The organism is Prosthecobacter sp. Pr1 (assembly GCF_057652315.1).
This window is the reverse complement of record NZ_JBYFBS010000006.1, coordinates 38928-61347: the sequence shown is the minus strand read 5'-3', so window position 1 is coordinate 61347 and position 22420 is coordinate 38928. Positions and strand designations below refer to the sequence as shown.

Annotated in this window: 19 protein-coding genes; 10 read left to right on the top strand and 9 right to left on the bottom strand. The window is 60.1% G+C overall.

Features of this window, described 5'->3' with window-relative positions:
* Positions 1-11: 11 nt before the first annotated feature.
* The 5 genes from AC24GY_RS12005 to AC24GY_RS11985 all read right to left on the bottom strand — a co-directional run bounded on the left by AC24GY_RS12005 (position 12) and on the right by AC24GY_RS11985 (position 4735).
* Entirely contained in the window at positions 12-1640 is a 1629-nt protein-coding gene (locus AC24GY_RS12005; protein WP_487683114.1) for a peptide ABC transporter substrate-binding protein, read from the bottom strand.
* 111 nt (positions 1641-1751) lie between these two features.
* Positions 1752-2096: a hypothetical protein gene (locus tag AC24GY_RS12000; protein WP_487683112.1), complete on the bottom strand. Its 345-nt coding sequence runs from the start codon at positions 2094-2096 to the stop codon at positions 1752-1754.
* Positions 2097-2175: 79 nt separating this feature from the next.
* The gene (locus AC24GY_RS11995; protein ID WP_487683635.1) at positions 2176-3012 is read right to left on the bottom strand and encodes an ABC transporter permease; all 837 of its coding nucleotides are present in this window, start codon (positions 3010-3012) and stop codon (positions 2176-2178) included.
* 29 nt (positions 3013-3041) lie between these two features.
* Positions 3042-3962 (bottom strand): ABC transporter permease, encoded by a 921-nt coding sequence (locus AC24GY_RS11990; protein ID WP_487683110.1) that lies wholly within the window; start codon positions 3960-3962, stop codon positions 3042-3044.
* Complete coding sequence (locus tag AC24GY_RS11985) at positions 3959-4735, bottom strand: creatininase family protein (protein WP_487683108.1); 777 nt, start codon at positions 4733-4735, stop codon at positions 3959-3961. The genes AC24GY_RS11990 and AC24GY_RS11985 overlap by 4 nt, the downstream gene beginning before the upstream one ends.
* Before the next feature lie 77 nt (positions 4736-4812).
* Here AC24GY_RS11985 and AC24GY_RS11980 point away from each other — a divergent pair, with 77 nt between their 5' ends.
* From AC24GY_RS11980 to dgt, 5 genes are read left to right on the top strand one after another with little or no spacing between them, the layout of a single operon-like run.
* Positions 4813-6141 carry a c-type cytochrome domain-containing protein gene (locus AC24GY_RS11980; RefSeq protein ID WP_487683106.1) on the top strand — a complete coding sequence of 443 codons (1329 nt, stop codon included), beginning with the start codon at positions 4813-4815 and terminating at the stop codon, positions 6139-6141.
* A 6-nt stretch (positions 6142-6147) separates the two neighbouring features.
* Entirely contained in the window at positions 6148-6501 is a 354-nt protein-coding gene (locus AC24GY_RS11975) for a hypothetical protein (RefSeq protein ID WP_487683104.1), read from the top strand.
* On the top strand, positions 6498-6866 hold the full coding sequence (locus tag AC24GY_RS11970; RefSeq protein WP_487683102.1) for a CoA-binding protein: 369 nt from the start codon (positions 6498-6500) through the stop codon (positions 6864-6866). The genes AC24GY_RS11975 and AC24GY_RS11970 overlap by 4 nt, the downstream gene beginning before the upstream one ends.
* A gap of 39 nt (positions 6867-6905) precedes the next feature.
* The gene (locus tag AC24GY_RS11965; RefSeq protein WP_422319906.1) at positions 6906-7100 is read left to right on the top strand and encodes a hypothetical protein; all 195 of its coding nucleotides are present in this window, start codon (positions 6906-6908) and stop codon (positions 7098-7100) included.
* 53 nt (positions 7101-7153) lie between these two features.
* A complete protein-coding gene (gene dgt, locus AC24GY_RS11960) occupies positions 7154-8425 on the top strand; it encodes a dGTP triphosphohydrolase (protein WP_487683100.1) in 1272 nt (423 codons plus the stop codon).
* Positions 8426-8801: 376 nt separating this feature from the next.
* Here dgt and AC24GY_RS11955 read toward each other — a convergent pair whose 3' ends face one another.
* Both AC24GY_RS11955 and AC24GY_RS11950 read right to left on the bottom strand, forming a co-directional pair.
* Positions 8802-9005: a hypothetical protein gene (locus AC24GY_RS11955; protein ID WP_422319904.1), complete on the bottom strand. Its 204-nt coding sequence runs from the start codon at positions 9003-9005 to the stop codon at positions 8802-8804.
* Positions 9006-9028: 23 nt separating this feature from the next.
* Positions 9029-10261 carry an LL-diaminopimelate aminotransferase gene (locus AC24GY_RS11950; protein ID WP_422319903.1) on the bottom strand — a complete coding sequence of 411 codons (1233 nt, stop codon included), beginning with the start codon at positions 10259-10261 and terminating at the stop codon, positions 9029-9031.
* A gap of 161 nt (positions 10262-10422) precedes the next feature.
* Between AC24GY_RS11950 and AC24GY_RS11945 the strand changes: the two genes are divergently transcribed.
* Both AC24GY_RS11945 and AC24GY_RS11940 read left to right on the top strand, forming a co-directional pair.
* On the top strand, positions 10423-11106 hold the full coding sequence (locus AC24GY_RS11945) for a matrixin family metalloprotease (protein WP_422319902.1): 684 nt from the start codon (positions 10423-10425) through the stop codon (positions 11104-11106).
* 66 nt (positions 11107-11172) lie between these two features.
* Positions 11173-14298 (top strand): PVC-type heme-binding CxxCH protein, encoded by a 3126-nt coding sequence (locus tag AC24GY_RS11940; RefSeq protein WP_487683097.1) that lies wholly within the window; start codon positions 11173-11175, stop codon positions 14296-14298.
* Between the two features lie 227 nt (positions 14299-14525).
* Here the strand turns inward: AC24GY_RS11940 and AC24GY_RS11935 are convergent, their stop codons facing one another.
* Positions 14526-15893 (bottom strand): DUF1501 domain-containing protein, encoded by a 1368-nt coding sequence (locus AC24GY_RS11935; RefSeq protein WP_487683095.1) that lies wholly within the window; start codon positions 15891-15893, stop codon positions 14526-14528.
* Between the two features lie 5 nt (positions 15894-15898).
* Positions 15899-18508, bottom strand: coding sequence for a DUF1549 and DUF1553 domain-containing protein (locus tag AC24GY_RS11930; protein ID WP_487683093.1), 2610 nt, complete (start codon positions 18506-18508; stop codon positions 15899-15901).
* 74 nt (positions 18509-18582) lie between these two features.
* Between AC24GY_RS11930 and AC24GY_RS11925 the strand changes: the two genes are divergently transcribed.
* From AC24GY_RS11925 to AC24GY_RS11915, 3 genes are read left to right on the top strand one after another with little or no spacing between them, the layout of a single operon-like run.
* Positions 18583-19182 carry a riboflavin synthase gene (locus AC24GY_RS11925; protein WP_487683091.1) on the top strand — a complete coding sequence of 200 codons (600 nt, stop codon included), beginning with the start codon at positions 18583-18585 and terminating at the stop codon, positions 19180-19182.
* A gap of 35 nt (positions 19183-19217) precedes the next feature.
* On the top strand, positions 19218-19883 hold the full coding sequence (locus AC24GY_RS11920) for an ABC transporter ATP-binding protein (RefSeq protein WP_487683089.1): 666 nt from the start codon (positions 19218-19220) through the stop codon (positions 19881-19883).
* Entirely contained in the window at positions 19880-22420 is a 2541-nt protein-coding gene (locus AC24GY_RS11915; RefSeq protein ID WP_487683087.1) for an ABC transporter permease, read from the top strand. The genes AC24GY_RS11920 and AC24GY_RS11915 overlap by 4 nt, the downstream gene beginning before the upstream one ends.

Sequence of the window (22420 nt, the reverse complement as noted above, 5' to 3'; positions counted from 1 at the left end):
TTGTTTTCCTCTCACGGCTTCAATTCCACCGCCTTGTAGCAGCGATGTTCGAGCAGAGATGGCAGCAGTCCTTTGACCTCAGGGCGCATCAGATACGAATGCGTGTACCAATAGATCGGCAGCATCGGGGCCTCATTGAGCATGAGGGTTTCGGCCTCATTGAGAATCTGCAGACGTTTGGCGACATCGCCTTCCTGAAAGCTTTGATGGATGAGTTCATCGTAGCGTTTGTTGCTCCAGCCCGTGTTGTTGTTGCCGTCCCCGGTCTGCCAGATGGCGAGGAAAGTCGAAGGGTCGAGATAATCACCCACCCAGCCAAAGCGGGCGATTTGATAGTCCAGTTTGCGCTGCGATTCGATATACACACCCCAGTCCTGGTTCAGCACGCCCGCAGGAATGTGAAGATGCTTCTTCCACATCGCCTGCACCGCTTCGGCCAGCGCGCGATGCGACTCGCTCGTGTTGATGAGAATGTCGAACGGGGGGAAACCTTTCCCCTCTGGAAAGCCTGCCTCGGCAAGCAGCCGTCGTGCTTCGGTCGGGTCAAAGCGCATGATGTTGGGCACATGGTAGGCAGGGTTGCACGCTGGAGGTGTCAGGCCTGTGGCCGGCTGCTGTCCCGCGCGGAGAATGTTTCGCGTGATGCTCTCACGGTCGATGGCCAGAGCCAGCGCGCGCCGTACCAGCGGGTTGTCGAAGGGCTTCTTCGTGGTGTTGCAGCGGTACATGTAAACGCTCAGCAGTGGATCGTTGTGATAGTAGGGTGACTTGCTCTCGCGATACGCAGGGATCTTGGACAGCGGCATCGTCAGCGTCACGTGGAGCTGCCCGTCGTTGAAGGCCCGCTCCTCAGTCGTGTCGCTGGAGATGGGCAGAAATACAATGCCATTGAGTTTGACCGTGGCGGCGTCCCAGTAATGCGGGTTGCGCTCGACTTCGAGGGCTTGATTGACCTCCCAGCTTTTAAGTTTGAAGGGGCCGTTGCAGACCATGTTCGCAGGCCGCGTCCAGCGTGTGTTGCGGTCGGTCATTTTGCCAAATTTTTCGATGGCATGCTTTGGCAGTGGGAACCACGCGTAATGTTTGATCATGCTCGGCAGATAAGGCGCCGGTCCTTTCAGCGTGATTTGCAGTGTCAGCGGATCGAGCGCCTTCACCCCCACTTGGGAGAAATCCTTGATCTTGCCGGTGTGGTATTCCTCGGCGTTGAGCATCGGGTAAAGCATGTTCGCATAATCAGCGCCCAGCTTTGCAGTCAGGATGCGCTGGTACGAGTAAAGGAAATCAGCAGCGGTCAGCGGCGTTCCATCGCTCCACTTTCCTTTTGGCTGCAGTTTGAAAGTCCAGACGGTGAAGTTTTCAGCGCTCCATGATGCAGCGGCTCCAGGGGCATCCCCATCAGGATTGTCAGGCGCCGGGGCGATGAGGCCTTCAAAGAGCGAATGAAAAATCAGATGCTCCGGCTGACCGCTGGCGAGGTGGGGGTCAAGCGTCGCAGGCTCGCTGCCGTTGCCAGCCAGAAGAATGCCCGCGCGGTTGGCCACCTCGACACGCGTGGGCCGGTGCGTGCGGAAGTGATGAAACCAAGCAACGCCACCCATGAAGGCGATGAGAATGAGAGCACGATAAATCCAGCGCATGCCCAAACATGACACGAGGCACCTCACTCGTGCAACGAGGCATCAACAAAACGGCCCCGCCGTGCACTGGCGGGGCCGCGTGATGCAGCAATCAATCAGGTTTCCGCGCTACTACCTGCGGAAACCATGATGATGGCTGGAACCGTGGTGGTAGCCATGGCCGGTATTGCAGCCGGGGTTGAAGCCACCAAAACCAAAGCTGATGCTGGGCCGAACAATGATGGGGCGCGGCACAGCACCATAGCCGTAGCCTCCCTGCACACCCTGAGTCACCCACTGACCGATGGGGCGGCCGTAGCCGTCATAGCCGACGATCTGGTAAACGGCCACGATGGGGGTGCCGCAGGAGGTGTAGCCTACCACCCGGGTCTGACCCTGGCATTCAGCTTTGGCGTTGGAGGGAGCTGCAAAACCAAAAACTGCGGCTGCAGCGATGACTGAGAAGAGTGTTTTCATGAGTGTGTGGAATTGGTGTCCGCACTCTCTGACGTGGCTGCTTCAAGACTATTCAGCCCTCCTCAAAGATTTTTTTCAATCACTGCTGCGACATCGATTTGGGGTCAAACGCATCACGCAGACCATCCCCCAGCAGATTGAGCGCTAGCAGCGTGGTGGAAAAAAAGATGCCCGGGTAGAGCAGCAGCCAAGGGTAGCTCTCCATCGATCTGGCGCCCTCCTGGATCAGTACACCCCAGCTCGCATCCGGCGGCTGAATGCCGAGTCCCAGGAAGCTCAGCGCGGCCTCCAGCAGCATGACTCCCGGCACGGTGAGGCTGGCGTAGATGATGATCGGCCCCATCACATTCGGCAGCAGGTGTCGCCAGACGATGTGCCAGAAGCCCGCACCACTGGCTCTCGCGGCAATGATGAACTCAAGATTCTTCAGCGCCAGCACCTGCCCACGAACAACACGGGCCATCGTGAGCCATTCCACCGCGCCGATGGCCACAAAGATCAGCCAGAACTCACGCCCCACTATGGCCATGAGCAGGATGACGAAATTGATGAAGGGAAACGCATACAGGATGTCCACGATGCGCATCATCGCCGCGTCCGTGCGTCCACCGGCAAGGCCGGAGACCATGCCATAAAACACACCAATGATCGCAGCGACAGCTGTGGCCAGCAATCCCACCTCCAGGGACACACGCCCCCCGTGCAGGATGCGCGTGAGCATGTCCCGTCCTAGCGGATCCGTGCCCAGCCAGTGTGCCAGGCTGGGATTCGTGGCTTTGAGTTCGAGATTCTGCAGTGACTGATCGTAAGGCGACAGCTCCGGGCCAATGCCACACAAAACCACCAGCACGGCCAGGAACCCCAACGCCCATGCGTTCAGGCGGTTCCTCATGAGACGCCGCCACGCCGCACGCATCGGTGAAAGGCTCTGGTTCGTTCCGCTGCTCATGCGTGGAGTCGGATACGTGGGTTGAGCGCTGCCTGAATGATGTCCACCAGCAGATTGAAGCTGACGATGAGTGCGGCGTAGAAAGCCGAGATCGCTATCGCCAGCTCATCATCATGATTGAAAGACGCCGCGATGAAAAATTGACCAAGTCCGGGCAGTTGGAACACGGTTTCAACGATGAACGAACCCGTGAGCAATCCCGCGGCGGCAGGGCCGAGAAAATTGAGCACCGGCAGGCTCGCCAGTTTCATCGCATGAAAAAAGACCACCGAGCTTTCACTCGCTCCTTTCGCACGTGCTGTGCGGATAAACTCCTGCGCAAGTGTCTCGCGCAGGCTCCCTCGCGTCAGCCGCGCAATGTAGGCGCTGTAGATGATCCCCAGCGTCAGCGCGGGCAGCACCCAGTCCGAAGAATCAAACCAGCCGGACGCGTTGAACCAGCGCAGCTTCAGTCCAAACAGCATCGCTAGCAGCGGTCCCAGCACCATGCTGGGAGTGCAGATGCCCAGTGTGGCTGCAAGAGTGCTGCTGCGGTCTTTCAGCGTGTTGGGCCGCAGAGCCGCGAAAGCACCCAGCGGCACCCCGATGCTCAGCGCGATGAGCAGAGCGGCCCCACCCACCGTTGCAGACACTGGAAAGCCGGAGGCGATGATCTCATCCACACCTCTTCCCTGAAAGGTTTTGGACTCCCTAAAAGTGAACGTCGCGTAATGAGTGTAGTATCGCCAGAGCTGAACATAGACCGGCTTGTCCAGGCCATAGTAGCTGATCTTCGCCTGCAGTGCTTCCGGGGAAGAAGCGCGCTCCGATTGAAACGGTCCGGTTGGCGAAAGCTTGAGCAGCCCAAACGTGATGGTGATCACCGCGAAGATCACGATGATTCCCTGCACAATTCGGCTGACAATGAAGCGGATCATTTCGCTTTCTCGTAAAGATCGCTGATGTCAGCGGCGGCGAGCTCGATCAGATAGGTCGCGATCTTGGCACCCAGCGCCTCGAAGTAGCGGCGGCCTTTTTCCGCCGTGCTGTGCTGCGGATCACCCGAGCCGGTGTCGTTCGTCGCTTTGCTCCAGGCACGTTGCGCCCAGGCCCACTTTTCATTGATGGCCTTCAGCTTCCACCGGTTGTCAGTGCCGGGACCCCATTCCTCTTTCGGCAGTACCAGGTGCGGATGAAAGTGCAGCATGAGGCTGGTTTCGCGTTCGTCAGCGTGGTCTCCCACGATGTTGAAGATGTCATCGCCCTTCACCGCATTGAACCAGGAAACCGTGGAGAGAAACATCTTCGGGTGCTTCGCCTGCAGCTCACGCAGCATCTGGCGGAAGTCATTGCCTCCATGCCCGTTGAGGATCACGAATTTCATCACGCCCACGCCTTCGAGGCTGCTGATGACGTCTTCGAGCACCATCATCTGCGTGGTCGGATTCATGTTGATGCAGAAGGGGACGTCAAGCTGTCCCGTCTGCACCCCGAAAGGCATGTTCGGCAGGATGGCCACCTTGGCTCCCGCCTCCCACGCGATCCGGCCCGCCTCGGCGGCGATGGCGTCGTTTTGCAGCGAATCCGTCGCGTAGGGCAGGTGCCAGTTGTGTGCCTCCGTGGCACCCCATGGGAGCACGGCGGCTTCATAGCGCGTGGCTTTGACGTTTTTCCAGTTCGTTTCGGCAATGATCCAGGGTCTCGGGCTCATGGGGGGCATGTAAAAGAGGCAAACGATGGATGCAACGTCCGACAAACTCGGCCACAAGGAACGTTTCTCTCCGCCCCATGCTTCGCACGCTGCTTTTTCTCACCCTGACAGCCTTTGCCTCCGCTGCCGAAATTTCATTCTCCAGGCTGATCGCACCGATTTTGATCGATCAATGCGTGGAGTGCCACCGCGCCGGCAAGGCCAAGGGCAGCTACCGTCTGGACACCCTCGAACTCATGCTCAAGGCGGGCGACAGCGAGACTGCGCCCGTCGTGGCGGGCAAGCCGGACGAAAGCGAGCTCTACCGCTTGATCGCCACCCATGAGGAAGACGACCGCATGCCCAAGAAAGCCGATGCCCTCCCCGAAAAGGAAACAAAGCTGATCCGCGATTGGATCGCCAGCGGTGCCAAACTGGACGTCGCCGACAAAAAGGCGGCTCTTCGGATCATCGTTCCCGAACAAGAAAAAACTCACGCACCTGAGAAGTACCCACGGCCTCTCCCAGTCACCGCTCTCGCCCTGAATCCCGCCGGGAGCACGCTCGCCTGCAGCGGTTATTTTGAAACAACCCTCTGGGATGTGGCATCAGGCAAACTCACTGCGCGCCTTGACGGCATGCCCGAACGCATCCTCGCGCTGGCCTGGATCACCGAAAATCAACTCGCCGTCGCTGGCGGCGTTCCCGGGCGCTCAGGCGAAGTATGGTTGGTCAATCCGTCGCAGCCGCAGGAGCGCAGGCGTCTGATGAGTGCGCGCGACTGCGTGCTGGCCATGGTGGCCAGTCCGGATGGCAAACTGCTCGCCTGTGGCGGTGCCGACAATCAAGTGCGCTGTTTCGAACTTCCCTCCGGCAAACTGAAATGGCAGACAGAGCCGCATGCAGACTGGATCATGGGCATGGCCTTCTCTCCCGACAGCCAGCACATCGCCACCGTCAGCCGTGATCGCACAGCCAAGCGCATTGACGCTGCCAAAGGAGAAATCGAGGCCACCTTCACCGGCCATGACTCTGCGGTGCTCAGCGTGGTCTTCTCCCCTGATAGCAAGGAAACCCTCAGCGGCGATGTCGAAGGCAATATCCGCCGCTGGGATCACAACGGCGATGCTAAAAAAGACGGCACTCTGAGGCCGGGCGGCCGCACCGAAATGCTGGCGCTGGGCTTTCTGGATGCCGGGACGCCTCTCGCCGCCATGGGCAGCGGTTCGGTGGTTTCGATGGATGCAAAAGCCCGCAAAACGAAGGACAAGATCACGCTGTATGGAGACCGCGTGAATGTGCTGCTGTTGCAACGCATCGACAAACTCACACGCATCATCACCGGCTGCCACGATGGCACGGTGCGCATCAACGAACTCGGAAAGGCGGAGCCGGTCTTGCAATTCGTGGCTTCGCCGGGATGGTAGCTCACCATGTTTGAATCGCGCACCGATCCTCTCGCCCCGCGTTTGGTTTTCATCCAGCGGGTGATCAAGTATGCCGCTATCGCGCTGATCGTGATCGGTGTGGCGCTGGGCATCGGCATCCTGGGCTATCATTACATCGCCAAATTCAGTTGGATCGACAGTCTTTTAAACGCCTCGATGATCCTGGGCGGCATGGGCCCCATGGGAGACCTGCCATCGGATGCTGCCAAAGTCTTTGCCTCCTTCTACGCCCTCTTCAGCGGGCTCGTGTTCATTTCCGTCATGGGCATCGTGCTCGCGCCGGCGGCGCATCGTGCCCTGCATCATTTTCATCTCGATGAGGAGGACGAAAAATCATGAACAAAGAAACAGTCGTCATCATAGGTGCCAGCAACAACTCTGAGCGCTACAGCCATCGCGCTCTGCTCCTGCTGCGGAAGCACGGGCATGAAGTCGTGCCGGTTCATCCCAAACTCGCTGAGATCGAGGGCATCCCCGTGGTGGCCGATCTGGGCTTGATCTCAGGTCCGGTGGATACCGTGACGATGTATGTTGGCGCAGCCATCTCATCCGGATTGCAGGACAAGCTGATCGCGCTCAAGCCGCGTCGGATCATCTTCAATCCTGGCGCAGAAAATGCCTCGCTGGCAGACGCTTTGCAAAAAGCCGGAGTTGCCTGCGAGGAAGCCTGCACCTTGGTGCTGCTAAACACGGGGCAGTTTTGAACGCGGCTCCTCGCTTGGGAGTCTCAGTCAACAACCCCCATGTTAGAGATCCAAAAATTCCGCCTCTACGAACGCAGCCGTCTGCGTGCCAAAGGCGTGACCGACGAAGAGATCGAAAAGGTCCAGCACCTGCCCTTCAAGCCGGCCTTCGTGGAGGGCAAACGTCGCCAAAGAGACGCCACCGACGAGAACCAGGTGCCTCCTGAGCAGTTCGCCTTCCGCAGACCTCGCTGAAGCAGCAGCCTTGCCCGCCCGCCACGACCTGCTAGCATTGCGGTACCCACCGCATGCCCGCGAACCGCTTTTACAATTCCTTCGATCTCGAAACGCTCGATTCACGCCCTGCTCACCCCGGTGAGTATCGCAGCCCTTTCCAGATCGACCGCGACCGCATCATCCACAGCAGCGCCTTCCGTCGTCTGCAAAACAAGACCCAGGTCTTCTTGTCCGGCGAGTACGATTTCTACCGCACCCGCCTGACCCACAGCATCGAGGTGGCGCAGATCGGGCGCAGCATCTGCGGCTGGCTCACCCAGCAGAGCCAGTATCTGGATGATGAGTGCTTCATCGACTCCGATCTCGTCGAAAGCGCCTGCCTCAGCCATGACCTCGGCCACCCTCCCTTCGGCCATGCCGGGGAGCGCACCCTCCACCACCTCATGGCCCCCTACGGCGGCTTTGAAGGCAATGCGCAGACCCTCCGCATCCTGACGCAGACCCTCTTCAGCGAAGGTCGCAGTGGCATGAACCCCACTCGTGCGCTGCTGGATGGCGTGCTAAAATACAAAACCCTGCAAACCGAGACCCCGCAGGCAAAACACCACTACCTCTATGACGAACAGGAACGCTGGCTCGATTTCACCCTCGGCGGCCAGGCCTTCCCGCTCGAACTCACCCCCGGCAAGGTGCGCAACGGTTTCCGCAGCATCGAATGCCAGATCATGGACTGGGCGGATGACACCGCCTACTCCCTCAATGACATTGCCGACGGCATCCACGCCGGATTCATCAACGTGCAGCGGATGGAGCGTTGGGCAGGGGATCAGGAGCTTTCAGCGGCCGACCAGGCCGACCTGGAGTTCCTCTGCAAAGCTGTCCGTGAAAACCGCGTCGAAGGCCGCTTGAACCGCCTCATTGGTGAGTGCATCCGCGCCACGAAACTGGTGCCCGCCGCCAATTTCCTCAGCCAAAGCACCCGCAGACACCAGTTTGCCCTGGAAATCGATCCCGCATTGCGCCGCCGCGCGGACCTCCACAAAAAGATCGCCCTCGAACTCGTCTTCCTCAGCCCCCAGCTCCAGCAGCTCGATCACAAGGCCGACTTCATCCTCACCCGCGTCTTTGGCGTGCTCAAGGAACGCTACATCGACACCGTGCAGCCCAAAGGCCTTCACCTGATGCCTGCCGCCATCGAAAAAGACATCCAAGCCGCAGCCGATGCACCCGCCCGTGCCCGTCTCGTTTGCGACTGGATCGCCAACATGACCGACCACTTCGCCTTCCGCACCTACCGCCGCCTCTTCGACGCCGATTTCGGCTCCATCACGGATTTTGTGTGAGAGAGGTCATATGTAAGCTTCACGATGGTGTCTCATCGCCATCAGATAGCTCACATGTTCCAAAGACCTAAATTATAGATGATTCGGGTTCGCTTCCGGCATTGGGTCTGACTTGTAAACAGGATGAAGCAATCTTCCGTCAGTCCGCACCGCTGCACACCAGCTCCAACGGAGCTGCGTAATACAGCCCAGGGTCAGCCGAGCCTCAGCGAGGCGACCCTGGGTACTGGCAGTTCAATCCGGGAAGCAAACCCATCACACCGCCGCACACACCGCCGCACACACCGCTTACCAGCAGCGTCTGCAACCAGCTACGCCGCGCACCTGCCCAGGATTTGAGCGCACCCGGTATTTCCACAGAACACGATCAGTACACTTACTGAGTGCAAGAGTTGCTGGAACGAAACACACGCACGTGATCTTCTTCAAGATCACTTTTTCCACGCTTAATTGACTCCACAAACTCAGGAGAAAGCTCCTCCTGATCATCAAGATAATCCGCCAGCCAGTCACGCAGCTCCAGCGCTGCATCACGCGGGAGTTGCTTGATGTCATTCTCGATGGCTTCAAGAACCGACATGGTGGATTGAATGAGGCCTCAAATCACAGCTTCGCAATCCGGCGGCACACTTCCTCCACATTCGCGCGGCTGTTGAACGCGCTGATGCGGAAGTAGCCTTCACCAGCACTGCCAAAACCGCTGCCAGGGGTGATCACCACATTCGCTTCATTCAGCATCTTGTCGAACATCTGCCAGCTCGTCAGGCCGTTTGGGCAGCCCACCCACACGTAGGGTGCATTGACGCCGCCAAACACCTGCAGACCTGCCTTTTTGCAGGCCTCGACAAGCAGCGCCGCATTGCCCATGTAGTGCTCAATGAGCGCCTTTACCTGCGCCTTGCCTTCGGCTGAGTAGATCGCCTCCGCACCGCGTTGGACGATGTAGCTGGTGCCGTTGAACTTAGTGCTGTGGCGGCGGCTCCACAGCGGATGGATCGCCTGCTTGCCTCCGGCCTTGGTCTTGCCCATGAGGCCCTTCGGAATGATCACGATGCCGCAGCGCACGCCGGTAAAGCCACCGTTCTTGGAGAAGCTGCGGAATTCGATGGCGCAGTCACGCGCACCTTCGATTTCATAGATCGAGCGCGGCAGCTCAGGATCGCGGATGAAGGCCTCGTAGGCCGCGTCGTAGAGGATCGTGGTGCCATTGGCCAGGGCGTACTTCACCCAGGCTTCAAGCTGTGCACGCGTGGCCACCGCCCCCGTCGGATTGTTCGGGTAGCACAGGTAGGCCAGATCCACAGGCTCATTGGGGATCTCAGGCACAAAGCCGTTGGCAGGCGTGCATTTCAGGTAGTGCAGGCCCGCGTAGGCGCCGCTTTCGTCGGCATCGCCCGTGTTGCCAGCCATGACGTTGGTGTCCACATACACAGGGTACACCGGGTCGGTGATGGCGATCTTGTTCCCAGCACCAAAGATGTCGAGGATGTTGCCAGTGTCGCACTTGCTGCCGTCGGAGATGAAAATCTCATCGGCTTCCACCTGGATGCCGCGGGCCTTGAAATCGTTCTCGGCGATGGCGTTGCGCAGGAAATCATAGCCTTGCTCCGGGCCGTAGCCGCGGAAGGTGGCGCGGTCGCCCATTTCATCCACGGCCTTGTGCATCGCCGTGCGCACGGCCTCTGGCAGCGCTTCGGTCACATCACCGATGCCGCAGCGGATCAGGCGCTTGGCCGCTTCCGTGTTGGCCTCCGTGAACACCTTCACGCGACGGGCGATTTCAGGGAAGAGGTAACCGGCTTTGAGCTTGTTGTAGTTTTCGTTGATGTAGGCCATGGCGGGGAAAAGGGCGGGCAGTGTGGCGAGTCGTGGCTGGGATGCAAGAGCGTCGAAACAGTGTCGAGCCTGTGACATCGCCCTGAATAATCATTTACAATTCTTACATATGAGAAATCGTATCAAGGTTGAGATTCAAAATTGTCGAATCTCAATCTGCCATGAAGAAAAATGCATTCTCTCTAAGCCTTTCCTTATGGGCCGCCTGCCTGATTAGCAACTGTGCTTATCATGAGGTCGCTTGGCAGAAGAATGAGATCAGCCCGTCTTCCCATCCTCTCGGCACCGGCAAGCCGGTCAGCTACACCAAGCCTCAGCTCTGGAACAAACGGCACCTCACTTGGCAGCTCGATACCACCACCCCCATCCCCACCCGTCTGTCTGCGGAAGAGCTCCAGCGCGAGATCGACGAAAGCTTCAAAAGCTGGGAGGCCGCCGGTGTCTTCACCTTTGCTCAGGCTAAGGCCGGCGAAACCGCTGACATCAAGATCAGCTTTGGCACCCCTCCCGGCAGAGCCTGGGATGGCCAGCTCGGCAGCATGGGCCATGCCTCCTTTCCTTGGAGCCGCGACCGCGGCCACATCTACCTCGACCCCTCCGAATGGTGGAGCACCAAATCAGTGGCTCTGATCGGTGATCCCATCACCAAATGGCTCCCTCATGAGATCGGCCACGTGCTGGGCCTGCAGCACTGCCCCGGCGAAGACCTGACCATGAGCGAGACCGGCCCCTACAGCCTTCCAGGGAATAAGAGCTTCGCGCAGTTGCAGCACCTCTACGCCCCCAAGACCCCGGTCTTCACCTGGGTGCAGTGCGTCATGGATGTCTCGGGCGAGGCCGAATAACGCCTCTTCTGCATCGCGGGCGCTTCCGGCAGGCAAGAAAGCGGACCTTTGGGCCGTCCATTCTGCATGCAAAGAAGACTGATCGCGTGGCTGGCTTTGACATCGTGTACCTCTTTCATCTGTCAGGCTGCGGATGAATTAAAATTTCCCACCACGCCGCCCACCGAGCCGCAAAACGCCGCGAAGACCTTCCACGTCCTCGATGGCTTCCAGATGCAGCTCATCGCCGCCGAGCCCCTCGTCACCGATCCCGTCGCCATCACCTACGATGAAGATGGCCGCGCCTACGTGTGCGAAATGAACGACTACCCCTACACCGACAAGGAACACCACAAGCACGCGCAGGAAAACCCCACCGATCAGTCCATCGGCAAAGTCCGCCTCCTCACCGACACCGACACCGACGGCGACGGCGTCTTCGACAAGGCCACCATCTTTGCAGAGGGCCTCTCCTGGCCCACCGGCGCCGCCTGTTGGAAGGGCGGCATCTTTGTCACCGCCACCCCCGACGTCTGGTACCTCAAAGACACCAATGGGGACGGCGTCGCCGATGTGCGGCAAAAGGTCTTCACCGGCTTCAAAAAGCTCAACGTCCAGGCCGTGATGAACAATCCTATCTGGGGCCTCGACCACCGCATCTACGTCGCTGGCGGTAGCAACGGTGGCGAAATCCAGCGCGCCCCCGGCAGCGAGTCCGTCATGCCGCTCCCCGCCGACTTCAAACCCCTCGCCATCAAGCGCAACGACTTCAGCTTTGACCCCAGCACCGGCGACGTCCGCCTCGAAAGCGGCGGCGCACGCTTCGGCAACACCTTCGACGACTGGGGCAATCGCTTCCTCTGCAACATCCGCAACCCCTGCCAGCACGTCGTTCTGCCCTACCGCTACCTCGCACGCAATCCCTACCTCGTCGTTCCCAGCGCCCTCAACGACTGCGCCGAGGCGGGCGATCAGCTCCCGGTCTATCGCACCAGTCCGCCGGAGCCCTGGCGCGAGTTCCGCGCCAAACGCTGGGTGCAGGAAGGCAGCACCTTGCCCAAAAGCGAACTCGTCGGCGCCGGCGTCGTCACCTCCTCCGCCGGCATCACCGTCTATCGTGGCGATGCCTATCCGCCCGAGTATCGCGACTTCGTCTTCGTCGCTGATGTCGCCGGCAATCTCTTCTATCGCATGAAGCTCGTCCCCGACGGCGTCACCTTCAAAGCCATGCAGGTGGATGGAACGAAAAACTTCTGCACCAGCGACGATCTCTGGTCTCGCCCCGTCAACTTCACCAACGCCCCCGACGGCTGCCTCCATGTCTGCGACATGTACCGCGAAGTCATCGAGCACCCTTGGAGCATCCCCGACGACATCCACTCCGCCGTCGATCTCCTCCGCGGCCGCGACCAAGGCCGCATCTACCGTCTGGTTCCCCGTATTGTAGTCCCGCCTTCAGGCGGCTCTGGAAACGCATCCGCAAACACCCCGTTCAAACCCCGCCCCACCCCCAAACTCAGCACCTACACCACCCCCGACCTCGTCGCCCTCCTCGACCACCCCAACGCCTGGCACCGCGAAACCGCCCAGCGCCTCCTGTTTGAGCGGCAGGACAAGACATCAATGGAGCCACTGCGGACAATCGTGAAGACAGGGAAAACGGCGCAAGGTCGGATCGCTGCATTAGGAGCGGTTCAGGCTATGGCGTTGCATCCAGACGAGCTTTCTGACTTGGGTCGTCAGGAGGTGGAGCTTGCCAAAGATCGTCAGGAGATACTGCGGATAGCGTTGCATGACTCAGACGCGCGGGTGAGAGCGCAAAGCATCCAGTTTTATGCAAGTCTCGAAGGCTTGTCTTCAGCAACTGAGATCAAGAGCATGCGAAATGATCCTTCAAAGGTGGTTCGGTTTGCAGCAGCATTTGCACTTGGTGGATTAAGACATGGCTATTGGTCAGGTCCTCCAGAAATGGGAGTGACGGATATTGCTCTTCTCGATGCAGGAGACCCGTGGCTTGAAGCAGCACTTCTAAGTTCTGACTATAACGATTTGGAATTGTTTGACGGTCTGCTTCATCATGAAATGCTCCAGCCACCTCAGATCCATCTGCTCTCTTCTGTTGGGTGGATGATAGGGCGCAAATATGGGAAGTGGTCTGCGCCGTCGGATTGTTTTTGCAACGTGGCTGCAAACGAGCGGCTCTTGGATGCCCAAAAACGGCAGGTCATGCTGGCGATTGCCGAAGGCCTGGTCGCATCGGGTAGAACCGCAGCAGAACTGCTGACAGCCAGCAAGCCGCGTAACATACAAAGCGGCCGGGAGTATGTGGCTAGTTGGCAGGCGGACTCTCATCGGGTGCTTGGTCAGGCTTCTTCGATTGTCTCGGACAAGATGCAGGCTCTGCAGATGCTGTCCTTGTTTGAGCCACTGAAACAGCTGACGCCGATGGTACTTAAGTTCTTGATTCCCACTCAGCCTGCAGAACTCCAACACATTGTCCTCACAACTCTAGGAACATATCCCGATCCTGCCGTTGCCGACATCCTCATCGAATCCTGGCCCAAGCTCACCCCTGCTCTCCGCGACAAAGCCGCCACCCTCCTCCTTTCCCGCACTGACCGCATCGCCAAACTCCTCGATGCCATCGAAGCAAAAAAAATCCTCCCCTCACAACTCAGCGCCGCCACAAAAGCCACGCTCGGCCGCCAAAAAACACCCGCGCTCGCCGAGCGCATCGCCAAACTCATCGGCGATGGCGGCTCCTCCAACCGAAAGGAAGTCATCACCAAGTATGAGCCTGTGCTGTCCATGACTGGAGACACCGCCCGCGGCGCCAAAGTCTACGAAACCCTCTGCATGGTCTGCCATCGCCATCTCGATCGCGGCAACGACGTCGGCCCCAACCTCGGCACCATCAAAGCCTGGACCGCAGAACAGATCCTCACCAACGTCCTCGATCCCAACCGCGAAGTCTCGCCCAACTTCGCGCTCTACATCGTCGAAACCAACGACGGCCGCGCCCTCTCCGGCCTCATCACCAGCGAGACCGCCGGCAACCTCACCCTCAAACGCGCCGACGGCGGCACCGACACCGTCCTCCGCAGCGAAATCAAATCTCTCACCAGCCCCGGCATCTCCCTCATGCCCGAAGGCCTCGAAGCCGCCATCACATCTCAGCAGATGGCAGACTTGATCGCGTACTTAAAACAGTAGACATGTTCCCGAACAAACGAGTTCCACAATTGGCGCGGCATGCGCGGACGTAGGATGGGCGTGGCGGTAGCCCGCCCGTCCACCAGCGTAAGGCAATGCCCAAGATTCGCAGCCTCCCAAAGTCGAATCAAGCAGCCATCTTACGCAGCCTGATCGTGTACTTAGTAGCCAGTGCGGCGATGCCAAAGCAGACGCACCCAGCCATGCATTCGCGGACGACAGACAAATCAAGCCAGTACCCGCCGCAGCACCTCCCCGTGCACATCCGTCAGCCGGAAATCCCGGCCCGCATAGCGGTACGTCAGCTCCTCGTGATTCACGCCCAGCAGATGCAGAATGGTGGCATGCAGGTCATGCACGCTCACCGGGTCCTGCTCTGCAGCAAACCCAAGCTCATCCGTGCTGCCATAAACGGTGCCGCCTTTCACACCACCTCCCGCCATCCACACGCTAAACCCATAGTGATTGTGATCGCGCCCCAGCTTGGACTTTCCACCACTCAGCTCCACCGTCGGCGTACGGCCAAACTCACCGCCCCAGATGATCAGCGTGTCCTCCAGCATGCCGCGCTGTTTCAGGTCATGCAGCAGTGCCGCGATGGGCTGGTCGATTTCCCCCGCAAGCCTGCGGTGGTTCGTTTCGATGTTGTCATGGTTGTCCCACGGCTGCCCCGCACCATGCCAGAGCTGCACCATGCGCACCCCACGCTCCAGCAGCCGTCGGGCAATGAGAGTCTGCCGCCCATGCACACCTTCACCATACATCGCACGGATGTGCGCCGGCTCCTGCGTCACATCAAACGCATCCGCCGCCTCCATCTGCATGCGAAACGCCAGCTCAAAGCTCTGGATGCGCGCCTCCAGCCGTGGATCACCACGATCCTGCCGGTGCGCCTCATTGATGCTCCGCATCAGCTCCAGCTGTCGCAGCTGCACCCGCGCGTCCGCATGCGGGCTGCGGATGTTTTCAATCAAACGATCCACCTGCTGGTGCTTTGAGTCCACATACGTGCCCTGAAACGCCCCCGGCAAAAACGCCGACTGCCAGTTCTCCGCGCCCTTGATCGGCATGCCCCCCGGGCACATCGCAATGAACCCCGGCAGGTTCTCATTCGCACTGCCCAGCCCATACGTCAGCCACGATCCCAGACTAGGCCGCGGCTGCACCGAATCGCCACAATTCATCAACATCAGCGACGGCTCATGGTTCGGCACCTGCGCCTGCATGGATCGAATCACCGCGATGTCATCAATGTGCGCCGCCGTCTTCGCAAACAGCTCGCTTACCTCAATCCCGCTCTGCCCATAACGCTGAAACTTGAACGGCGAGGGAAACGCCGCGCCCGTCTTCCGCTCTGTCAGCCGATGGCTCGGCACAGGTTTGCCCTCATACCGCGCCAGCGCCGGCTTGTAGTCAAACGTGTCCACATGCGACGGCCCGCCATTGAGAAAAAAATGAATCACACGCTTCGCCTTCGGCGCAAAGTGAGCACTGCTCTTGGCACTGGCGGCCGCATGCAGGTCCGCCAGCCCCAGCATGCCCATCCCCATGCCGGAGCGGCGCAAAAAATCTCGGCGGTTAAGGATGGGTGTCATAAGATTCAATCCACAAACATAAATTCGTTGGCCAGCATCAGCACCTGCACGAACTGCTCCCAGCCATTGAGCTGCGAGCGCGGCTGCGCGGCAAAATCTTTTTCAGCATCCCAGGTCTGTGCAGGAACGTCATCACCACCCGCACCCACGCTGCCAGTCTGATGAATCCGCATCGACCACAAAAACTGGTCGCTGTTTAGCACCTCCCCAATGTCCACCACGAAGTCGAGCGTGTCGCCCGCTTTGAAGGCCAGCGTGTCAAAGTTCAGATCCGCACTCCCTTGGTGCAGTCTACCTGCATGCAGTCGCCCCTGCTGGCTGTGGCTGATGAAAGAGCGTATGCCATCGCCAGGCGCTGGCTCATGCAGCAGGGTGGACTTCACCGCATACGTGCCATCCGCTGGCGCGATCCATCTCCTCACCACCGCATGCTTCCGGTCATTCCCCGGATGCCCGCCCGTTGCCGTGAGTTGCGCCCAGCCCAGCTTCGCATTCGGCCACGCCGCATCTCCCTGCCACGCACTGCCGGTGAAATACGGCAGCGGCTTGAAGTCCTTCACCCTGCCCGTGCTCTCATCCCACTCTCCGACGCCATACTGCCACGACTTGGAATGATCCACCTGCGCAATGACTCGTGGCTCATCCTCCTTCACAAAGCGCAGCGCCTGCTCCATTTCATCCGCCGTCGGCGCCCGCTGAAACAGATGCCCATAAATGCGCCTCACACGCTCCGCCGCATCGGCCCCTTTGACATCCGCACGCCCCAGCAGCGCCTTCGCCTGCTGCACGACAAACGGGTGATTCATGCCAAACAGTGCCTGCTGCGGCACCGTAGTCTCCGTGCGCTGCGGAATGGAAAGATCCGGATTGGCAAAATCAAAGGTGCGCATCACGGCAGGCACATTTTCGCGGTCCACCAGCGTGTAGAGCGTGCGGCGTTGATTGTCCGCCGCAAACAAGGGCAGGGGAGCACCACCCACCTCCAGGCTCAGCCGCCCTGCCGCCATCAGCCACGCATCACGCGCCTCCTCAAAGCTGAGCCGGTGCGGGTTCATGCGCCACAGCAGCCGGTTGTCCGGATCAGCATGCGCCGGATCCACCGCGCCGCCGCCGCTGCTCTGCTGATACGTCTCCGACATCATGATCAGCCGGTGCATCGCCTTGATGCTCCACCCCGAGTCAATGAAACGCCGTGCCAGCCAGTCGAGCAGTTCAGGATGACTCGGCGCTGTACCTTGCTTGCCAAAATCACTCGGCGTGCTCACCAGCCCGCGTCCAAAGTGGTGCTGCCAGATGCGGTTCACCATCACCCGCGCCGTCAGCGGATTGCGCGGATCAATGATGGCCCGCGCAAGCTCCAGCCTCCCGCTACCCTTGGTAAAAGGCTGCTGCGTACCAAACAAACTCAAAAACTGCCTCGGCACCGCATCCCCCTTCGTCAGCGGATTCCCGCGCAGCAGCACCCGTGGCGTGCTCGGCAGTGCGCGGTCCACCAGCACAGTCGCCTGCTCCGGCGCAGTGCTGTTGTTGAGCAGATAACGATCCACCTCACCCTGCGACTTCCACAGCTCGGTGATGATCCCCGAGGGAAAATACATCTCATTGTTCGTGATGTGTTCGTCAGGCACATAGGCCGGTGAATCGGGCCTCTTCAGCGCTTCTTCAGTCAGTTCGACTCCAGGATGCGTTTCCACCCACGCCTTCCAGCGATGCACGATGAAAGGATTGAGGTCCTTCTCATCGATGATCTGGTCAAAACCCTGCTCAGGATACTTGTCCAGCTCCGTCAGCGCCTTCTGATAGTCCTTCATCCGCGCCCGCGTGCGCGCCATCTGCTCCTCACGACGCTTCGTCATGAGGTCATGATTCTTCTTCACCAACTCCGCTAGTTTCGGATCTTCCCCCGTCGCACACGGCACCACCGCCTCCGCGCAGCTTTGGAAGACGCCATACAGCGCATAGTAATCACGCGTGGGAATGGGATCAAACTTATGATCATGGCAGCGCGCGCATGCCACGGTGAGCCCCAGCGTGCCACGCGTCACCACATCAATGCGGTCATCAATGATGTCATGCGACACCCCAAGAAAACGCCGCCCCAGCGTGAGAAATCCCATCGCCGCAAGATCCGGTGACTTCGGCGGCACCACCTGGTCCGCCGCCATCTGCAGCAGCAAAAAGCGGTCATACGGCATGTCATGGTTCAATGACCGCACCACCCAGTCTCGATACGCCGTGGCATGCACCCAGCGCTTTTCCTCACGGGCATACACATAGCCCTTCATGTCCGAATACCGCGCCACATCCAGCCAGTGCCGGGCCCACTGCGCCCCGTACTGCGGCGAGGCCAGCAGCCTGTCCACGACCTGCGGAAAAGTCCCCTCCTGTTCACCCACAGGCGGCAGCCCCGTCAGGTCAAAGCTGGCCCGGCGGATCAACGTACGCTCATCCGCCCGTGGCGAAGGCTTCAAGCCCTGCTCCGCCAGCTTCCGCCGCACAAACTCATCAATGCTCCCGCTCGTCTCAGGCCGCAGCGGCTGAAACGCCCAATGCTCCGCAGCGAAAACGCCGGCGGAGACCATCAGAACACCAAGTTGGACAAGGACACGAAGCATGAAGCTCGTACTACGCTCCGAGAAAGAGGTCTCCTTCCATTCGACAGCCGCGCTTTGCCCGTTTATTTCGGAACATGTTCACAGGCCTCGTTGAAACCACCGGCAAAGTCATCTCCTTGGAGCCTCGCGGCGAAAGCGCTCGGCTCACCCTGCACGTCGGTGGCATGGCGTCCGAACTGGCGGACGGCGAAAGCGTGGCCGTCAACGGCTGCTGCCTCACCGTCACCACCAAGGACTCCGCCGCACAAACCGCCTGCTTCGATCTCCTCATGCAAACCCTGAAGGTCACCAGCCTCGGAGATCTGCAACCCGGCTCCCTCGTCAATCTCGAACGCGCCATGTCCATCGGCGCACGCTTTGGCGGGCACTTCGTCCAAGGCCACGTGGATGCTACGGTGAATGTGCTCGATTGGAGCGAGCACGGCCAGGACCACCGCCTGGAAATCGAGCTCCCCCCAGAGCACCGCGGTCTCATCATTCCCAAAGGCTCGATCTGCCTCGACGGCATCTCCCTGACAGCCGCAGAAGTGACAGACACCACCGTCGTCTGCTGGATCATCCCCCACACCTTCCAGCTCACCAATCTGCACACCAAAAAGCCCGGCGACCGCCTCAATGTGGAGTTCGATATGCTAGGCAAATACGTGCGCGAGCTCATGCGGGCCATGAAGTGAGCATCCACGAGTCCAGGCAGGCCGTTACCATTCCAATGCCGGTCCTCGAAGTCCAATCACTCACTAAAAGCTACGCCGATCGCCCCATCCTTCGCGGCGTGTCCTTCAATCTCAATCAAGGCGAGCGTGTCGCGCTGCTCGGCCCCTCCGGCAGCGGCAAAACCACCGTGCTAAACTGCGTCGGCGGCGTGGATCGCGCAGACACCGGCAGCGTCTCAATCGCAGGCCATTTGCTGGCAGGCTTAAACGCAGATGGCCTCGCCCAGCTTCGCCGCAGCCATATCGGCACCGTCTTTCAGTTTTATCATCTGCTGCCCACACTGAGCGCCGCAGAAAACATCGAGCTCCCTTTGCAGCTTCTAGGCATTCCCACCTCCGAGCGCGAAACACGCGTCCGGCAGCTTCTGGAGCGCGTGGGCATTGCTCACCGTGCTGCCGCATTGCCCGGCCAGTTGTCCGGCGGCGAAATGCAGCGCGTAGCCATTGCCCGCGCAGTCGTACATCGCCCCACCTTGATCCTGGCCGATGAACCCACCGGCAGCCTCGATACAGCCACCGGCGCACAGGTCCTCGATCTTCTGGCGGAAATCGTGCAGGAAACCCAGGCCGCCCTCCTTCTCGTTACTCATAGCCCGGACGCCGTGAAACACTGCCAGCGCGTTCTCCGCATGCAGGACGGTCAGATTGTCGAAGGCGCATGAGCACAGTGCTTCTCATCCTGCGGCGCTGTGCCTTGCGCCACTGGCGGCTCGCTTTCAAACAGCAGCTGGCCCTCATGCTCATTCTGGCGCTCGGCTCCAGCGTCTATCTCGCGGTGCGCCTCGCCAGTAACGCCGCTCTTTCTGGCTTCGAGACCTTCACCGATGGCGTCACCCGCCAGCCAGACTGGACGGTGCAGGCTCTCACCGGCTCCCTCCATGAAGCCGATCTGCGCATGATGCGCGAGGCGCTCGGCCCACGTCCCGTGAGCCTTCTCCCCGTCGTGGAGGAAACCGTGACGCCTGCCCTCGACAAAGGAAACGGAGAAATCGGTTCACGCGCCACCTGGCGCCTCCTCGGCGTGGATTTCATCGCCCTGCTCAATCTTCGTGGTGAAGCCCCCGCAGGACTCGGGGCTTCAAACATGCAATCAATGCATGCGGGAGTCTACGTCAGTCCAAAGCTCGGCGCAAAAGCCGGCGAAGAACTGCGCCTCATCGTCGATGATCGCGTGATCACCCTGAAGGTCGCCGGCGTCGTGCCAGAGGTGCCAGGAGTTCCAAGTCTCCCCGCTCATCTGCTCCTGATGGATCTGCCTGAAGCACAGACCATGCTTCAGCGCGGAGATCGCATAGATCGAGTCGAGGTCCTGTCACAAGACGGCCCCTTGTTCCCAAATCTGCGTGAAGAAACCGGTACACTGCTCAAGTCACACTGGCAGGTGCGCGGCGGCTCAGACCGCCGCCAACTCGCAGGCACCATGACTCAGGCATTCCGTCTAAATTTGACCATCCTCTCGCTGCTCGCCCTGCTGGTCGGCGGCTATCTCATCTTCCAGGCATTGGATGGCGTCGTGCTCAGGCGCCGCAATGAGATCGGCATTTTGAAATCACTCGGCGTTACGGATCGCGCCATCCAAATCGCCTTCCTCCTTGAATCCGGTTTGCTCGGCCTCTGTGGCGGTGGTCTGGGCGTGCTGCTTGGCTGGCTTGGCGCTCAGGCTGCCGTAGGCGGCGTCACCAAGACCATGAACGCCCTCTATGGCGCCACCAGCGAGCAGCAGGCCTCGCTGAGCGTGTCTGAGGCATTGCTCGCCCTGTCGATCTCCATCCTCGCAAGTCTCATCGCCGCATGGTGGCCTGCGCGCATGGCCGCACGCACTCCTCCGGCACACATGCTTGGACATCATGCCATGCCCTTTGAAGGCGGCACCGTATGGCGTGTCGAATGGATCGGCTGGGCGATGATGCTGGCAGCCGTTTTGCTCGCGCAACTCCCCGTGCTTCGCTTTGAAAACGGCACGCGCCTCCCGCTTGCGGGCTACACTGCCGCCTTGCTCTGGCTCGTAGGTGCCGGATTGGCAGCGAGTACCATTGTGCGCTTCGTCGCGCGCAAAAAAGCACTCTCCGCCGTCTGGCGCATCGCGCTCTCACACCTTCGTCGCCCCACCGTGCGGCATCGCTTCGCAGTAGCAGCCTTGGCCAGCGCCGTGGCAATGACCACCGGCATGGCAGTCATGGTCGCCAGCTTTGATCACACCATGCGCGGCTGGATCGACCGCACCATGAAGGCAGACATTTACATCAGCAGCGCAGGGGCGCAGAGCGCATCTTCCACCCACGCCATCACACCAAAGACAATGGCAGAGCTTGGTCAGGAACCGGGAGTTGACGAACTGGCCTTCGTGCAGGCAAAGACACTGCTCTGGCAGGGCGGCGAAGTCTTGATCCTCGGCACCAATCCCGTCTTTGCGCACAAGCATGATCTCTATGCCTGGGTGCAGGCCCCGCAGCACAAAGAGTGGTGGAAGACCGACGATGACATCACCCCCGCCATCATCAGCGAAAGCTGGAGCGAGCGCTTCTCCACGCATGTCGGCGACGTGATCGACCTCGCAGGTCACAGAGTGCGCGTCGTGGCGATGAATGCAGAATACGGCAATGAGCGCGGCTCACTCACACTGGCCTCCGCCGTGTTCCGCTCCTGGTTTGACACCGATGAAGCCTGGCGCGTGGCCCTCATGTTAAAACCCGGCGTGGATGCCGAAACCGTGCGCAGCCACATCGAAGCGAAGCAGCCCGGACTTAGCGTGTTCACCAATGCGCATCTCCGTCGCGAAGCCCTGCGCATTTTCCGCCAGACCTTCTCCGTGACTCATGCTCTGGAGGTCATCGGCGTGATCGTTGCCGTGGTGGGGCTCGGTCTCGCGCTGACGAGCCTCCTGCTCGAACGCCGCGCCGTGCTGGCCACGCTGCATTCCCTCGGCATGTCGCGCAGAGAGATCGCCAAGTCAGCCGCACTGGAAGGACTCGGCGTCGCATGCGCAGGCGCTTTCACCGGCATCGCCGCAGGTCTCTGGCTCGGCTGGCTGCTCGTCTATCGCATCAACAAACAATGCTTCGGCTGGACCCTGCAGTTTCACGCCGTGTGGTGGCATCTCGCCGTGCTCGGCGCAGCGGTGATCACCACCGGCATGCTGGTCGCGGCCATGGTCGGGCGCTGGGCTGCCATGCTGCCTGCAGAACACACGGAGGAATGA

Coding starts and splice junctions, on each gene's coding strand:
- AC24GY_RS12000 (WP_487683112.1), bottom strand. CDS start 2,096: ATGAAAACACTCTTCTCAGTCATCGCTGCAGCCGCAGTTTTTGGTTTT.
- AC24GY_RS11970 (WP_487683102.1), top strand. CDS start 6,498: ATGAACAAAGAAACAGTCGTCATCATAGGTGCCAGCAACAACTCTGAG.
- AC24GY_RS11950 (WP_422319903.1), bottom strand. CDS start 10,261: ATGGCCTACATCAACGAAAACTACAACAAGCTCAAAGCCGGTTACCTC.
- AC24GY_RS11920 (WP_487683089.1), top strand. CDS start 19,218: ATGCCGGTCCTCGAAGTCCAATCACTCACTAAAAGCTACGCCGATCGC.
- AC24GY_RS11930 (WP_487683093.1), bottom strand. CDS start 18,508: ATGCTTCGTGTCCTTGTCCAACTTGGTGTTCTGATGGTCTCCGCCGGC.
- AC24GY_RS11955 (WP_422319904.1), bottom strand. CDS start 9,005: ATGTCGGTTCTTGAAGCCATCGAGAATGACATCAAGCAACTCCCGCGT.
- AC24GY_RS11965 (WP_422319906.1), top strand. CDS start 6,906: ATGTTAGAGATCCAAAAATTCCGCCTCTACGAACGCAGCCGTCTGCGT.
- AC24GY_RS11995 (WP_487683635.1), bottom strand. CDS start 3,012: ATGCGTGCGGCGTGGCGGCGTCTCATGAGGAACCGCCTGAACGCATGG.
- AC24GY_RS11935 (WP_487683095.1), bottom strand. CDS start 15,893: ATGACACCCATCCTTAACCGCCGAGATTTTTTGCGCCGCTCCGGCATG.
- AC24GY_RS11915 (WP_487683087.1), top strand. CDS start 19,880: ATGAGCACAGTGCTTCTCATCCTGCGGCGCTGTGCCTTGCGCCACTGG.
- AC24GY_RS11945 (WP_422319902.1), top strand. CDS start 10,423: ATGAAGAAAAATGCATTCTCTCTAAGCCTTTCCTTATGGGCCGCCTGC.
- AC24GY_RS11990 (WP_487683110.1), bottom strand. CDS start 3,962: ATGATCCGCTTCATTGTCAGCCGAATTGTGCAGGGAATCATCGTGATC.
- AC24GY_RS11940 (WP_487683097.1), top strand. CDS start 11,173: ATGCAAAGAAGACTGATCGCGTGGCTGGCTTTGACATCGTGTACCTCT.
- AC24GY_RS11985 (WP_487683108.1), bottom strand. CDS start 4,735: ATGAGCCCGAGACCCTGGATCATTGCCGAAACGAACTGGAAAAACGTC.
- AC24GY_RS11980 (WP_487683106.1), top strand. CDS start 4,813: ATGCTTCGCACGCTGCTTTTTCTCACCCTGACAGCCTTTGCCTCCGCT.
- AC24GY_RS11975 (WP_487683104.1), top strand. CDS start 6,148: ATGTTTGAATCGCGCACCGATCCTCTCGCCCCGCGTTTGGTTTTCATC.
- AC24GY_RS11925 (WP_487683091.1), top strand. CDS start 18,583: ATGTTCACAGGCCTCGTTGAAACCACCGGCAAAGTCATCTCCTTGGAG.
- dgt (WP_487683100.1), top strand. CDS start 7,154: ATGCCCGCGAACCGCTTTTACAATTCCTTCGATCTCGAAACGCTCGAT.
- AC24GY_RS12005 (WP_487683114.1), bottom strand. CDS start 1,640: ATGCGCTGGATTTATCGTGCTCTCATTCTCATCGCCTTCATGGGTGGC.